The following is a 13,377-nucleotide window of genomic DNA, read 5'->3' as shown; positions in this document are numbered from 1 at the left end:
CGCCCCTCGACCCGGACCAGGGCAAGCCCTGGACCTTTGGTGGAAGAACTGCGCGATGCGCAGTTCTTCCAACGGCCGGTGGCAAGACCATGAAGGTCGTCGCATGCAGCGGCACGTTGCCCGTTGAAACGTCAGCGCTGCGGTCTTGGTTGGCAGGGTCGTCGTGATCTGGCCTGTTCGATGAACTGCGCATCGCGCAGTTCATCGACCCCGAGTCCAGCGCTTGCGCTGGTCCGGGTGCAGGGGCGGACAGCCCCTGCTGGGGCCTGGGGCAACGCCCCAGCGCAGCGGCCCAAGCTCAGCTCGGCCGACGCCGGAACGCGCCGGCCTTGTGCACCTTGCCCGGCAGCGGCCGACCGAGCACCCGCTCGGCAACGTTGCCCGCCTCGATGAGTTTGTCGAGGTCGATCCCTGTCTCGATCCCCATCCCGTGCAGCATGTACACGAGGTCTTCCGTCGCCACGTTCCCCGCGGCGCCCGGCGCGTATGGACAACCCCCGAGACCTCCCACCGACGCGTCGAAGTCACGCACCCCGAGCTCGAGCCCGACGAGGATGTTCGCCAGCGCCGTCCCGCGCGTGTCGTGCAGGTGCAGCGCGAACTGATCCACCCGCATCGCGTCGAGGCAACGCAGCACGATGTCGCGCGTCTGCTTCGGCGTCCCCACGCCGATCGTGTCGCCGAGCGACACCTGGTAGCAGCCGAGATCCAGGAGCTTCTTCGTGATCTCGACGCTCCGCTCCGCGGACACCGGGCCCTCGTACGGACATCCCCACACCGTCGACACGTACCCGCGCACCCGCAGACCAGCCTCGATCGCCGGCGGCACGATCTCCGAGAACACCCCGAGCGTTCGATCGATCGACTTGTTGATGTTCTTCTGGTTGTGCGTCTCGCTCGCGCTCATGAAGACCGCGATCTCGCCGAGGCCCGTGGCGAGCGCGCGCTCGAGCCCTTTCGCGTTTGGACAGAGCGCGCTGAAGCTCACGCCCTCGGGCGGCCGCATCTCGCGCGCCAGATCCTCGGCGTCGGCGAGCTGCGGCACCCACTTCGGCGACACGAAGCTCGTGATCTCGAGCCGCTTCACGCCGGCTGCGACGAGCGCCGCGACGAGCTGCTTCTTCGCTTCGAGTGGCACGACGACCGCCTCGTTCTGCAGGCCGTCACGCGGGCTCACCTCGTAGACCGACACCCGATCGGGCGCGTGGGCGAACAGATCGTGCGGGGCGACGCTCGAGCTCGAGGGGCGATCCGTCATGGGGTGACCATTGTTCGGCATGCGCGGGCGTCGTCAACGCCCGCGCGCGCTAGCCGTGCACGAGGCGCAAATGCCTCGATTTCGGGCTCGGGTTGAACGGCACCGGGTAGGTGCCCGAGAAACAGGCGGCGCAGTATCCGTTCTCGGCCGCTCCCCCGCTGCTCGGCGAGGCCGGCCCGTTCGGCGACGCCCCGTTCTGCTCGCTGTTCCGCACCGACGTGATGAGCCCTTCGAGCGACAGGTATCCGAGCGAGTCCGCGGTCACGTACTTGCAGATTTCGCCCTCGGTGTGCGTGGCGGCGATGAGCTCGGCGCGCGTCGGCGTGTCGATCCCGTAGAAGCAGGGCCAGCGCGTCGGCGGGCTCGAGATCCGGAGGTGCACCTCGCGTGCCCCGGCGTCGCGCACCATCTTCACGATCTTGCGGCTCGTCGTGCCCCGGACGATCGAGTCGTCCACGATCACGACGCGCTTGTTCGCGAGCGCCGCGCGGTTCGGACTGAGCTTCAGCCGCACCCCGAAGTGCCGGATCGACTGCTGCGGCTCGATGAACGTCCGGCCCACGTAGTGGCTGCGGATCAAGCCCATCTCGAAGGGCGCGCCGGCGCGCTCGGCAAAACCCACGGCCGCGGGCACCCCCGAGTCGGGCACGGGCACCACCACGACGTCGCCGGCCGCATTCCCGCCCGGGACAGGCGCCTCCTCGGCGAGCTTGCGCCCGAGTGCCTTGCGCACCTCGTACACGCTCGCGCCTTCGATGAGCGAGTCGGGCCGCGCGAAGTACACGTGCTCGAAGATGCAGAGCTTGCGCGCGCGCGGGGCGAAGGGCCGGAGCGATCGCGTCCCGTTCGCGTCCACGATCACCATCTCGCCCGGCTCGATGTCTCGCACGTACGTCGCGCCGATCAGATCGAACGCCGTCGGCTCGCTGGCGATCACCACCGCCTCGGCCCCGCCGTGCGCCAGCCGCCCCATGCAGAGCGGGCGGAAGCCCATCGGATCACGCACGGCGATGAGCTCGCGCTCCGTGAGGAACAGGATCGAGTACGCGCCCTCGACTTGCCCGAGCGCCTCGGTGACGCGGCTCTCCACGGTCGCCTGCGTGCTCGCGGCGATGAGGTGCACGATCACCTCCGTGTCGCTCGAGCTCTGGAAGATGCTCCCGCGCGCTTCCAGTCGATCACGCAGCGCCTCGTAGTTCGTCAGGTTCCCGTTGTGCCCGACCGCGACCGAGCCGCGCGCGTAGTCCACCGCGAACGGCTGCGCGTTGCGGATGTGCGAACCGCCGGCGGTCGAGTACCGCACGTGGCCGATCGCTCGGTCGCCGCGCAGCGCCGCGAGATCCGTCGGGGAGAACCCTGCTTGCACGAGGCCCATCGACCTGTGCGGCGTGAGCCGCTCCCCGTCGCTCGTGACGATCCCCGCCGCCTCCTGACCTCGATGCTGCAACGCGTGCAGCCCGAGGTAGGTGATGTTGGCGGCCTCGGGGTGGCCATAGATGCCGAACACACCGCACATGCGGCGTCTCTTTAGTACGAAAGCGGGAGCCGGCCACGCGAGGTGGCCTTTGCGGGGCGGGGAGGGGTGGAGAGGGCGGAAAGGCCGGGAGGAAACAGCGCTTGCGGGCGAGCGCTACTTCTTCGCGATGCCCCAGACCTTCGTGATGATGTCGCCCTCGAAGGGATCACCGTGGCACGTGCCGCACTCCATGTCCTTCTTGTCGGCGCGCGTGAGCTTGTCCTCGTACTGCTCGTCCATGAACTTCTCGAGCGCCTTCTTGTCGGAGTGATTGAGGTTGTGCTCGTTGCCGTCGTGGCACGTGTCGCAGAAGACCGCGCCGCCCTTCTCGTCGCGCAGCGCGACGACGAAGTTCTTCCACATGCCGCGCGTCACCTTGATGTTGCGCGTCTCGGCCTTGTAGTCGCCCTCGACGTGGCACCCGTTGCAGTCCTTGTAGCCGAGCGCCTTCTGGAAGAGCGGCATCAGCTTCTTCTTCTGCGCGAGGGCGATCTTCGGCAGGTCCTGGAGCTTGTCCGGGGCGAGGCCGATCTTCTTGATGTCCTCGAGCATCTGGCTCTGACGGATGTTCGTCGACGGCTTGCCGGAGGGAGCCGGAGGCGTCGCGGCCGTCCCGCCCGTGCCCGTGCCTTCGGGCTTCGCGTCGCCGGCGGGCTTCGCGTCACCGCCTTCGGGCTTCGCGTCGGTGGCGCCGCCCGTGTCGGCGGGCTTGTCGGTCGTGGTCCCGTCCGTCTTCTGATCGTTGGCGGTGTCGGGCGGAGGCGTCGAACCGCCGCCGCAGGCCGCGGCGACGCCCGAAAGGGCAAGAACGAAGGCGAGAGCGAGGTGTTTCTTGGCAGCCATGTTGTCTAGGCCAGACACTACACGACACGGCCGCGCGGACGGAAGTCCTCGGCGCGAAACTCGCGCCTTCGCCGTCAGAATTTGCCCGTGACCGTGAGGAACGTGAGCTTGTCGTTCGTCTCGCGGAGCCGTTGCGTCAGCATCCGAACGAAGCTCCAGAGAACCTCGTAGGCGAGGTCCTTGTGCAGGAAGAGGAGGTCCTCGAAGGCGTCCTTGGGCACCGTGAGCAGGCGGCAGCGCTCGTGGACGCGGGCGTCGGCCGAGCGCGGCGCCTCGTCGAGCAGGCTCATCTCGCCGAAGACCGAGCCCGGCCCGAGCACCGCGAGCGCCTCCTCGCCCATGCCGGGCACCTCGCGGCTGATGCGCACCTTGCCTTCGATGATGATGTAGAGCTTGTCGCCCGGATCTCCGTGCTGGAAGATCTTCGTCCCGAGCGCGTGGGACTCCTCGTTTGCGACGCGCGAGATCAGCTCGAGCGCCTGGGTGGTGAGCCCCTCGAACAGGGGCACCTTGCTGAGCTTCTCGATGCGTTCGGCGACGTCCACGTGTCCGCGGAGGATAATGAGGCGCCGCGCGGAAAGGAAGCGCGGCGACTCGGTCCCGGCGGATCGCGGGCCGCGCGTGAAGACCGTCAGCGCGTGAAGCGCACGCGGATCGGCGGCGTCGCGGCCACCATCGGGGTCCCGGTCCGGTCGAGCGCAGGCGTGTACCGCCGCGACAGTGCGCAGAGGCGCGCGGCGCGGCCGAAGCCGTAGCCCGGATCGTTCACGACCTTCACGGACTGCGGCGAGCCGTCTGCGCGCACCGTCACGATGATCGACACCACGGCCTGATCGATCTGCTCGGCGTCGGCCTCGGGCGGGAAGGGGCAATCCCAGGCCGAGCTACCCACGAGGCCCGCGGCCTTCGACATGTCCGGCCCCGTCGGCGCGGGCGGCGGTCCACCTTTGCCCGTGCCCGTGCCGCCTTCTTTCCCGTCGAGTGAGGCGGACTTGTTGTATGTCGGGGCCTTCCCGGTCCCCGCCGCGCTCACCATCCCGTAGCCCGGCCCCTCCCCGGTGCCGCTCACGAAGCCTTGCCCCGTCATGTCCACGGGCTCTTCTTCGTCCGGCTCTTGCGTGAGCACCTTCGCAGCCTGCGAGGGCGGCGGCGGCGGCTCCGGATCCTTGTCGGGGACCTCTTCTTCCGGCGCCTTCTCGGCCTTCGGCGCGGGCACCGGCGGCGGCGCCTCGGGCTCCGGCTCGGGCTCCGGGGGTTTTTCCTCGGGCTTCGGTTTGTCCTCGTTCTTCGGCGTCAGATCGATGTCGTACTCGGTCCAGAAGAACTCGTGCAGACCCTGACGCATCTCGACGACCGCGCGCCGCATGTCGAAGAGGGCGGTCATCGCACGCGCGGAGGCGTAGCCGTGCGAGAGCAGCGCGAGCACGAGCCCGATCGCCGTGCCCGTCTTCGCCGCGCGATCACCGAGCGCGACGACGGGCGCGAGCGGATCACGGTCGCGCTCGGCGGTGTGGTGGAACGGGCCTCCCCCCATCACGACTCTGTTCGCCGCCGAGCTCATGATCGATGTATCTCCAAGGTTCGGGCGTGGAGCTCCGCGTGGCCTGGCGGAGCCCCTCAAGAACGAAACGAAGCTATCACGGCGTCACGGGCGTGGGCGGCGGGGCCGGAGCCGCCTTGCCGTCCTCGGCGGGCACGGGCGTCACGCCGAAGGCGATCTTCGTGATCCCCGCGCGCTTCAAGAGATCGAGCGCGTGAAGCACGCGGCCGTGCTGGACCGTCTGCTCCGCGCGGATGACGGCGCGCAGATCGGGCGTCTTCGCCTGCGCCTCCTTCGCTTGCGGGAGCACGGCGTCGTCGTTCGGAAGCTTCTTGCCGTCGACGACCATGTCTCCGTTCGCGCGGAGCTCGACGCTGAAGACCATCTGCACTTCTTGCCCCGACGCGGCCTTCGGCAGGTCGAGCGGCAGGGCCTGCGACACGATGATCTTCGCCGTCACCATGAAGATGATGAGGAGCACGAGGGTGATGTCGACGAGGGGGGTGACGTTGATCCCCTCGACCATGTTGTCCTCGTTGTTCGAGCTCGACGCGGCCATCAGCCGTTCTCCTCGCTGGACTCGTCCTCGTCCTCGCCCTTCTTCGCGGCCTTCTTGTTCTGCGCGCCGTTCGTCTTCGCAGGCTTCGCCGCCTCGGACTTCCTCGCGGTCACGGCGAGGGCGATGTCCTCGACTGCCTCTTCGAGCGCGCTCTCCTTCTCGCCGTGCAGGTGCGCGAGCAGGACACGCGTCAGTGCATCGGTGTTCGCGATCGTCGAGCGGATGAGCCGCTGGAAGTAGTTGTTCGCGGCGACGGCCGGGATGGCGACCGCGAGGCCGACGGCCGTGGCGACGAGCGCCTCGGCGATGCTCGACATGACCTGCTGCGGGGCCATCGCCGCGGAAGCCGCCTGCGCCATCGGCTTCTCGGCGGCCTTGCCGAGCGCGTCGAACGCGCCGACGACGCCGATGACGGTGCCGAAGAGGCCGATGAACGGAGCGTTGTTGCCGAGGGTGCCGAGGTAGGCGAGGCGCCGCTCGAGCTTCATGCGCTGGAGGGCGAGCGCGCCGGCCATCGCCTCTTCGGCTGCCTTCGGCCCGCGATCGGCCTCGACGAGGCCTGCCTTCACGACGGCCGCCTCGGCCGAGGGCGAGGCCTCCATGCGCTTCTGCGCGGCCTCGATCGAGTCCTTCAGCGCATTGCGCAGGTCCCGCGCCAGCACGACCACGTCGTCCCGCAGCGACCAGAAGAACCAAGCGCGCTCGAGGATGATCGCGACGCTCACCACGGAGAGCCCGATCATGAGCCACATGACCCAGGCAGCGCCGAAGCCGACCATGATGCGCTGCAGCCACTCGATGAGATTCATCTTCCGGTTGTGCCTTTCAGTCGTGGGCCCTTGCAGCCCGGGCTTTGGATCTTGTTCACGCGCCCTCTCGACGAGGCTCGAGGCGGGCGCGAAGTGGCGCTAAGCGGAATCGGAAGGCTCGGAGGAGGACTCGTCGCCTTCTTCGCCATCGTCCGCGTTGCTGGCGCGTAACGTCGCATCGGCGATCTGACAAGCGGTGGCGAGGACCGTTGTGGCGTAGCCACCCTTCGGTAGCACAAAAGAAACGGTGAGCCCGCCGGATGCGTCAATCGGCCGCACCAGCATGTCGGCGACCATCAGCCGCAGCGGCCGCCGGGTGCCCTCGCCGAGGGCGCGGAAGGCATCGAGTCGGCTCGCGTCGGGCAGCACCGTGGCGAGCACCTCGCGCTCGATGTCCCGCGGCACGCCCTCGGGCCAGCGCATCTTCGCGCCGAACATCGGCCCGGTCGGCGAGATGGCCCCGGCCTCGGCCCGCGCCTTCGCGTCTTCGAGGTCCCGCCCCTCCGTCGGGACGGCAAAGATCCCGCCGGAGTCGTGCTTTTTCGCGATGTCCCCCGGCAGCACCGCGGCCCAGGTCCCGGCCTCTACCCGCCGCGCGAGCACCTGATTGAACAGCATCGACTGCAGGGCCGAAAACAAAAGCCGCTGGTCGCGCCGATCCCGCGGCCCCCGCTCCTCGCCGCGCAGCCAGGCGAGCGCCCGCGTCGGGTTCTGACCATCTCGCCCGAACCGTTGCGGTCCAAACGAGTTCGGCACACCCACCCGGCCCGCCTCCGTGAGCCGCTCCGCGACCCGGGCCGCGTCCTCGGGCGCGAGACCTCGCAGCGTGATCGTGAACCGGTTGCCCACGAGGTGCCCCGGCTTGAGCTTGTTCCCGTGTCGGGCCGCGGAGAGGATCTCCACGCCCGGCAGCGACACCTGCGCGAGCTTTGCCTCCGCGTCCTCCGCGATGGGCACCTGGATCGAGATCGTCTGCGTGGTGATCGCGTGCCGGTCCTTCATCCCGGCCCAGCCCGTGCTGCGCGGGTCGGCGCCGAGGGCGCGGGAGAGATCACGCACCACGTCGGGCGTGTTTTTGCCGGTCTTGCGCAGGGTGACGTAGAGGTGCTCGCCCTTGCCGCTCGGCGCGTACGCGGGGATCTCCTCGACGACGAAGTCCTCGGGGCTCGTACGGATCGTGGCGATCGGGAGGGGCGCCTGCATGGGCGGCAGAGGTTGACCGAAAACCGAGGCCCGTCCAAGCGGCCACGGCGGATTTGCCCTCGCCGGAAGCTTTCGGTATGAGTCGACGAGGCGGCTCGTTCGTCCTTCGTGGCGCCATGCGACCCTTCGTCTTTTTCCGCTCTCCTCCGGCTCTCGGGCTCGCGGCCGTCGCGCTCCTCGCGGCGACCTTGCCGGCGCCCTCGGAGGCCGAGGCGAAGGGAAAGAAGTGCCCCGAGGGCATGGTGAGCGTGGCTGGCAAGTACTGCATCGACACGTACGAGGCGCACGTCGTCGAGATCGTCGGCAAGAACAAGACGAAGTCGCACTCGCCGTACCAGCCGGTCTCCGGCCTGCGCGTGAAGGCCGTGAGCAAGAAGGGCAAGGTCCCGCAGGCGTACATCAGCCGCGATCAGGCCGAGGAGGCGTGCAAGAACGCGGGCAAACGGCTCTGCGCGGACGACGAGTGGATCGGCGCCTGCAAAGGCAAGAAGCCCACGACGTTCCCGTACGGCAGTGATCACGTCTCCGGCGCTTGCAACGACGGCGGTTTTTCCTCGTTCAACGCGCTCTACGGCGTCGGCGGCAATCCGCCGCCGCAGGAGGCGTACACGTTCGCGAACATGAACGACGAGCGCCTCAACCAGATGAAGGGCACGCTCGCGAAGAGCGGCGCCTACAAGAAGTGCAAGTCGAGCTACGGCGCCTTCGACATGGTCGGCAACCTGCACGAGTGGACGGCCTCGAAGTCGGGCACGTTCCGCGGCGGCTACTACCTCGACACGCACCAGAACGGCGACGGCTGCGACTACAAGACGACCGCGCACAACGCGCGGTACCACGACTACTCGACGGGTTTCCGCTGCTGTCAGTGACGCCCGATCACAGCTCGTGCGGCATGAGATCGCGCGGGCTCCGCCAGTATTGCAGCGGCGAGTAGGCCAGCATGTTCGACACGCGCGACGTGTAGATGCAGGCGAACTCCTCGACCTGATCGCCGAAGCTACTCGGCTCGATCGACTCCTTCAGCAGCGAGCCCCAGTAGGGGTGGAAGCGCTGATCGATCTCGCGCTCGAGCTTCGTCGCCTCCGCGTCCACCCCGCGCAGCATGCCGCGGATCCGCTCCACGGCGCGCTTCGCCCGGCCTCGCTCCGCCTCGTACGAGATCCCGTTCCCGTTGCTGCTCCCGTGTCCGTTTTTCTCGGCCTGCGCCGCGTCCTCGATCTTGCGCGTCAGGTCCTTGTATCGCTGCTGGTAGTACCGGAGCTGATCTTCGAGCTCGTCCCTTCGTTGTTCGAGCTCCGCGCTCTTCTGGTGCTCCTCGCGGCACATCTCGTGCGCGATCACCTCGGCTTCCATCTCCTGGATGATCATCGCCGTGCGCCAGGCCGACTCTTTCTTGGACCTCAAAATATCGCCGTAGATGTGATCGCCGACGTAGAGGATCCGGTCGCCGCCGATACCGAGGGCGGCTTCGAGGTCGTGGAGGTTGCCGCCCTCGTAGATCACGCCTCGTTCGAGCGGGTACGTCGCGGGGCGCAGGTTGTCGCCGTCGCGCTCCAAGAGCGGCCTGCGCTCCTGGAAAAACGCCGGCTTCTGCGCCGCCACGATGACCAGGTCGAAGTAGTGACGGAAGCTCGGGTACTCCGGCATCGCGTCGCCGAGCAGGTACGTCATCATCCGCTCGGTGTAGGGCCAGCGCGAGTTCGTCAGCAAAAACAGCCGTTTTCCCGCCGAGCGGAGCTTGTGCAAGGTCGGCGCGAGGAGCGGGTCGCGCTCGATGAACCGCGGCAGATCTCCGAGCACCACGTCCAGGATGGATCCGTCGCGATGCGCCTCGTCGATGCACTCGCGGATGTCCGTGAACAAAGTCGTGTAGTCGAGCTCGATCCGTCGCGCTTCGAACGCCTCCACGATCCCCGTGTAGAGCGCGACCTCGCTCAGCGCGTACAGCGTGTCGATGAAGTGGTAGCGGCCGGTGTTCGGCTTGACGCGCTTCTGGTGGTAGAGCGACCGGAGCTCCTCTTTCGTGAGCTCGCGCAGGCCGTGGTAGCCTTTGTGGACCACCTTGAAGCGGTCCATTTTGAGGACGTTCCCGGCCTTTTTGTCGATCAAGAGCCCGCGGATCGGGAAGTCGATCGGCCAGGTGATCCCGCGGAGGATGTCCTCGTCGTAGCCGCGCTTGGCGAGCTTGGGGATCACGGCTTCGATGGACAGCTTGTCCATCTCGACCTGGTTGTAGATCGCCAGGGTGTAGTCCATGTCGAACCCCACCCAGTCGATCCCCGCCATCTTCAGATTGCGGTTCACGAACACCCGTCGCGTGCGCGGAATTCGCGCCGGCGCGGTCGGGGTGAGGTGCCCCTCGAACGGTAGAGAGAGCTGTTCGAACGCCACGGGACCCACAACCATCCTACCTCATCCGCAGCACATAGGCGCGCCGTCCACGTTGCACGCGTGCGTTCTTGTTCCAGCCCGCTCCTCTTCGCTTGCTCGTTCGCCCTCTCCGCGAGCCCGTGCTCGCTCCGCCCCGGTGCGCTATCGTCCGCCTCCACCCTCCGTCCCAGGCAGTGATGACGAAGAACAGGGAGAGCGGTCCGCTCCGGCGCCCCACCTCGTGGTGGCTCGGCATGCTGAAAAGGCGGGCCGAGCGGATGTACGAAGAGAAGCTCGACCTCGGTGAACCCATCGTGTGGGCGTCCGAGGTGGAGCGGCAGGCGGCCATCGCCTTCTTCAACGCGGCCTTCCGCGCCGAGGAGTCGGGCCTGCGCCAGGCGCACGAGCTCGCGGACGAGATCGCCACGTGGGATCCCGAGCTTGCCGAGTGCCTGCGCCTCTACGGCAACGAGGAGGGCTGGCATCGCGAGCTCTTGACCGAGTTCCTCGCCTACATCGGCGGCGAAGTGCGCCCCATGGGCCGCGTCACCGGCACGTTCTACCGCCTCTACGGCCGGGCCAAGCGCATCGAGACGATCGTCCTCACGAACCTGATGTTCGAGACGATCGGCTCGACGACCTACCGCCTCGCCTTGCGCCGCGCGCGCCACCCGGCCGTGCGCCACATGCTCACGATCCTCACGCGCGACGAGTCCTTCCACGTCCCGCTGAACGTGCACTTCCTCCGCGAGACGCTCGCGCGAAACCCCGGCGTCTCGCGCCTGCGCCTGCAGGTGATCCACGACGTGCTCTACGTGGCCCTCTTGCTCTCGTCCTACGCGAGCCGCCGCCGCGCCGAGGCCTTCGATCACATCCCGTTCCGCGTCCTCTGCCGCGCCTACGCCGAGCACCTCGCGCGCCTCTTCGTGAAGGAGGACGATCTCCGCTTGCGCCCGCCGCGGCTCTTGCTGTGGCTCTTCGGCCTCACGGACGAGGCGCTGCGCGAGGGCGAGGACACGTCGGCCGTGAGCGTGCGCGCCGCCGAGGCCGCCGTGGATCGCGAGCGCGTCGCGGTCACGGCGCTGTGAGCGTCCCGGCCATCCGCACCCGCGGCCTCTCCCGCGTGCACGACGGCGGCCGCGACGCGCGCCGGGCCCTCGCGGACGTGGAGATCGTCGTCGAGGAGGGCGAGTTCGTCTGCGTCCTCGGCCCGAGCGGATCGGGCAAGAGCACGCTGCTCGCCGTGATCGGCGGGCTCGATCGTGGCTACCAGGGTGAGATCGAGCTCTTCGGCGAAGACATCGGCCGCATGAGCGACGCGGCCCTCGCGCGCCTGCGCGGCGAGCGCATCGGCTTCGTCTTCCAGCACTTTCACCTCCTGCATCACCTCACCGTGATCGAGAACGTCACGACGCCCGCGCTCTTCGATCCACACGGCGACGAGGAGGCTTGCCTCGCGCGCGCAAAACACCTCCTCGATCGACTCGGCCTCGCCGATCGTGCCGGCGACACGCCTGCGGAGCTTTCGGGCGGTCAGCGGCAACGTGTGGCGATCGCGCGCGCGCTCCTGCGAAAACCGAAGCTTTTGCTCTGTGACGAGCCCACCGGCAACCTCGATGCCGACACGGGCGCGCGCATCATCGAACTCTTCGAGGAGTTCCACCGCGAAGAGCGCCTCACGATCGTGGCCGTCACCCACGAAGAGCGCCTCGCGCGCGCCGCGACCCGCATCCTCCGCCTGCACGACGGCCGCGTGGACGCCTCGAACGAGGTGTCCGCATGAAGCTCGCTGCCCTCGTCCGCCTCGTGCGCCGCGACCTCGCCCGTGCGCGCCGCGCCCTCGCCGGCAGCGCCTTCGGCATCGCCGCGGGCACGGCCACGCTCGTGTTTTTCCTCGCCCTCGGCCTCGGCGTGCGCGCCGTTCTCCTCGGCGAAGTTTTTCCCATCGATCGGATCGAGCTCGAACCACCGAAGGCCAAGGATCCGGGCCTGCTCGGCTTGCTCCTCGGCGGCGGCGGCGAGCCCTCGGGCATCCGCCCCGACGACGTCGACGCGCTTGGCCGCGTCCCCGGCGTGAAACGCGTCCTGCCCAAGCTCTCCTTGGCCTTCCCCGCGAGCGCGCGCGGCGGACGCGAGATCCTCGGCCACGACGTCGGCGCGAGCGAGCTGCCCGGCGACGGCATCGATCCCTCGCTCGCCGCGGCCGACGTGAAGCCTGGCCTCTTCGTCGATCCGATGGACACGCCCGGCCCTGCCTGCACCGACGACGCCGCCTGCACCGGCGGCGCGTATTGCGAGCGCGCCGAAGGCGTCGCCGAGGGCCGCTGCTCCGCGCCCGTCCCTGCGATCGTCAGCCGTTACCTCGTCGAGATCTTCGACAAGAGCATCGCGCCTGCGCACGGCTTCCCGGCCGTCGGCGAGACGCTCCTCGGCCGCGCGCAGGGCATCACCTTCACGGTTCGCCTCGGCGAGAGCTTGCTCGGCCGCGCCAAGCAGGGCAGCCCTCGCACCATCAAGGCCCGCATCGTCGGCATCTCGGGCAGCGCCACCGACCTCGGGCTCACGTTTCCGCTCGGCGTCGTGCGCCGCTGGAACCGCGAGTTCGGCGGCGAACGCGCGGCCGAGCGGTATTCGAGCGCCGTCGTGGAGGCGCGCTCCGGGGCCGAGGTCGCGGACGTCATCGACGCGGGCGCGCGCATGGGTTTGTCCCCGAAGGACACGCGCGCCCGCGACGTCAGCGTCCTCGTCTCGGGCGTGATGGCCTTGCTCTCGCTCGTCGCGGGCGTCGTCCTCGTCGTCAGCGCGTCGAGCATCACGCAGACGTTTCGCGCGCTCGTCCTCGAACGACGCGGCGAGATCGCCCTCTACCGCGCGGTCGGGGCCACGGCGGGCGAGATTGGCGCGTGGACGGTCTCGCTCGCGGCCGTCGTCGGATTCTTCGCGGGCGCGCTCGGCCTCGTCGTCGCGCGGATCCTCGCGTTCATCGCCGACTGGGCCGCAGCGGAAAAACTCCCGGACTTCCCGTTCAAGCCCGACACCTTTTTCGCGTTCCCCTGGTGGCTCTGGCTCCTCGGCATGGGCTTTTCGATTCTGTTTTCGGTCCTCGGTGCCATTGGCCCTGCGCGCGCTGCCGCGAAGGTCGATCCGGCGCGGGCGCTCGCGGGCAGCTAGCAGGCTGCTTCGAACCACCCGGCGACGGGGTCCGTACCGGGTGGTCGGGTCACGAAACCACGCGGAAGGGGGGTCCGCACCGGGTGGTCGGGTCACGAAACCACT

13 protein-coding genes are annotated in these 13,377 nt (G+C 68.7%); 4 read left to right on the top strand and 9 right to left on the bottom strand.

Annotated features, from left to right (window positions below; translation table 11 throughout):
• Positions 1-298 precede the first annotated feature (298 nt).
• The 8 genes from QHF84_RS47000 to QHF84_RS46965 form a co-directional block, all read right to left on the bottom strand.
• The gene (locus QHF84_RS47000; RefSeq protein WP_281320181.1) at positions 299-1,258 is read right to left on the bottom strand and encodes a hydroxymethylglutaryl-CoA lyase; all 960 of its coding nucleotides are present in this window, start codon (positions 1,256-1,258) and stop codon (positions 299-301) included.
• Positions 1,259-1,307: 49 nt separating this feature from the next.
• Complete coding sequence (purF, locus tag QHF84_RS46995; RefSeq protein ID WP_281320180.1) at positions 1,308-2,774, bottom strand: amidophosphoribosyltransferase; 1,467 nt, start codon at positions 2,772-2,774, stop codon at positions 1,308-1,310.
• Positions 2,775-2,888: 114 nt separating this feature from the next.
• Positions 2,889-3,617, bottom strand: coding sequence for a hypothetical protein (locus tag QHF84_RS46990; protein WP_281320179.1), 729 nt, complete (start codon positions 3,615-3,617; stop codon positions 2,889-2,891).
• Positions 3,618-3,691: 74 nt separating this feature from the next.
• Complete coding sequence (locus QHF84_RS46985) at positions 3,692-4,162, bottom strand: cyclic nucleotide-binding domain-containing protein (RefSeq protein WP_281320178.1); 471 nt, start codon at positions 4,160-4,162, stop codon at positions 3,692-3,694.
• 86 nt (positions 4,163-4,248) lie between these two features.
• Positions 4,249-5,178, bottom strand: a complete 930-nt coding sequence (locus tag QHF84_RS46980; RefSeq protein WP_281320177.1) for an energy transducer TonB — start codon at positions 5,176-5,178, stop codon at positions 4,249-4,251.
• Positions 5,179-5,254: 76 nt separating this feature from the next.
• A complete protein-coding gene (locus QHF84_RS46975; protein WP_281320176.1) occupies positions 5,255-5,716 on the bottom strand; it encodes a biopolymer transporter ExbD in 462 nt (153 codons plus the stop codon).
• Entirely contained in the window at positions 5,716-6,525 is an 810-nt protein-coding gene (locus tag QHF84_RS46970) for a MotA/TolQ/ExbB proton channel family protein (RefSeq protein WP_281320175.1), read from the bottom strand. The genes QHF84_RS46975 and QHF84_RS46970 overlap by 1 nt, the downstream gene beginning before the upstream one ends.
• A 99-nt stretch (positions 6,526-6,624) precedes the next feature.
• Positions 6,625-7,728: a tRNA pseudouridine(13) synthase TruD gene (locus QHF84_RS46965; protein WP_281320174.1), complete on the bottom strand. Its 1,104-nt coding sequence runs from the start codon at positions 7,726-7,728 to the stop codon at positions 6,625-6,627.
• Between the two features lie 116 nt (positions 7,729-7,844).
• Between QHF84_RS46965 and QHF84_RS46960 the strand changes: the two genes are divergently transcribed.
• Positions 7,845-8,600: an SUMF1/EgtB/PvdO family nonheme iron enzyme gene (locus tag QHF84_RS46960; protein ID WP_281320173.1), complete on the top strand. Its 756-nt coding sequence runs from the start codon at positions 7,845-7,847 to the stop codon at positions 8,598-8,600.
• Positions 8,601-8,607: 7 nt separating this feature from the next.
• Here QHF84_RS46960 and QHF84_RS46955 read toward each other — a convergent pair whose 3' ends face one another.
• Positions 8,608-10,122 (bottom strand): HAD-IG family 5'-nucleotidase, encoded by a 1,515-nt coding sequence (locus QHF84_RS46955; protein WP_281320172.1) that lies wholly within the window; start codon positions 10,120-10,122, stop codon positions 8,608-8,610.
• Between the two features lie 176 nt (positions 10,123-10,298).
• Between QHF84_RS46955 and QHF84_RS46950 the strand changes: the two genes are divergently transcribed.
• Genes QHF84_RS46950 through QHF84_RS46940 form a run of 3 tightly spaced genes read left to right on the top strand, consistent with a single transcriptional unit; the run spans position 10,299 to position 13,272 of the window.
• Complete coding sequence (locus tag QHF84_RS46950; protein WP_281320171.1) at positions 10,299-11,189, top strand: ferritin-like domain-containing protein; 891 nt, start codon at positions 10,299-10,301, stop codon at positions 11,187-11,189.
• Entirely contained in the window at positions 11,186-11,884 is a 699-nt protein-coding gene (locus QHF84_RS46945) for an ABC transporter ATP-binding protein (RefSeq protein WP_281320170.1), read from the top strand. The genes QHF84_RS46950 and QHF84_RS46945 overlap by 4 nt, the downstream gene beginning before the upstream one ends.
• Entirely contained in the window at positions 11,881-13,272 is a 1,392-nt protein-coding gene (locus tag QHF84_RS46940; RefSeq protein WP_281320169.1) for an ABC transporter permease, read from the top strand. The genes QHF84_RS46945 and QHF84_RS46940 overlap by 4 nt, the downstream gene beginning before the upstream one ends.
• Positions 13,273-13,377 lie beyond the last annotated feature (105 nt).

It is taken from the genome of Polyangium sp. y55x31, assembly GCF_029946505.1.
Taxonomy (GTDB): Bacteria; Myxococcota_A; Polyangia; order Polyangiales; family Polyangiaceae; genus Polyangium.
Note: the sequence above shows the minus strand (reverse complement) of the source record. Positions and strands in the feature narration are given on the sequence as shown.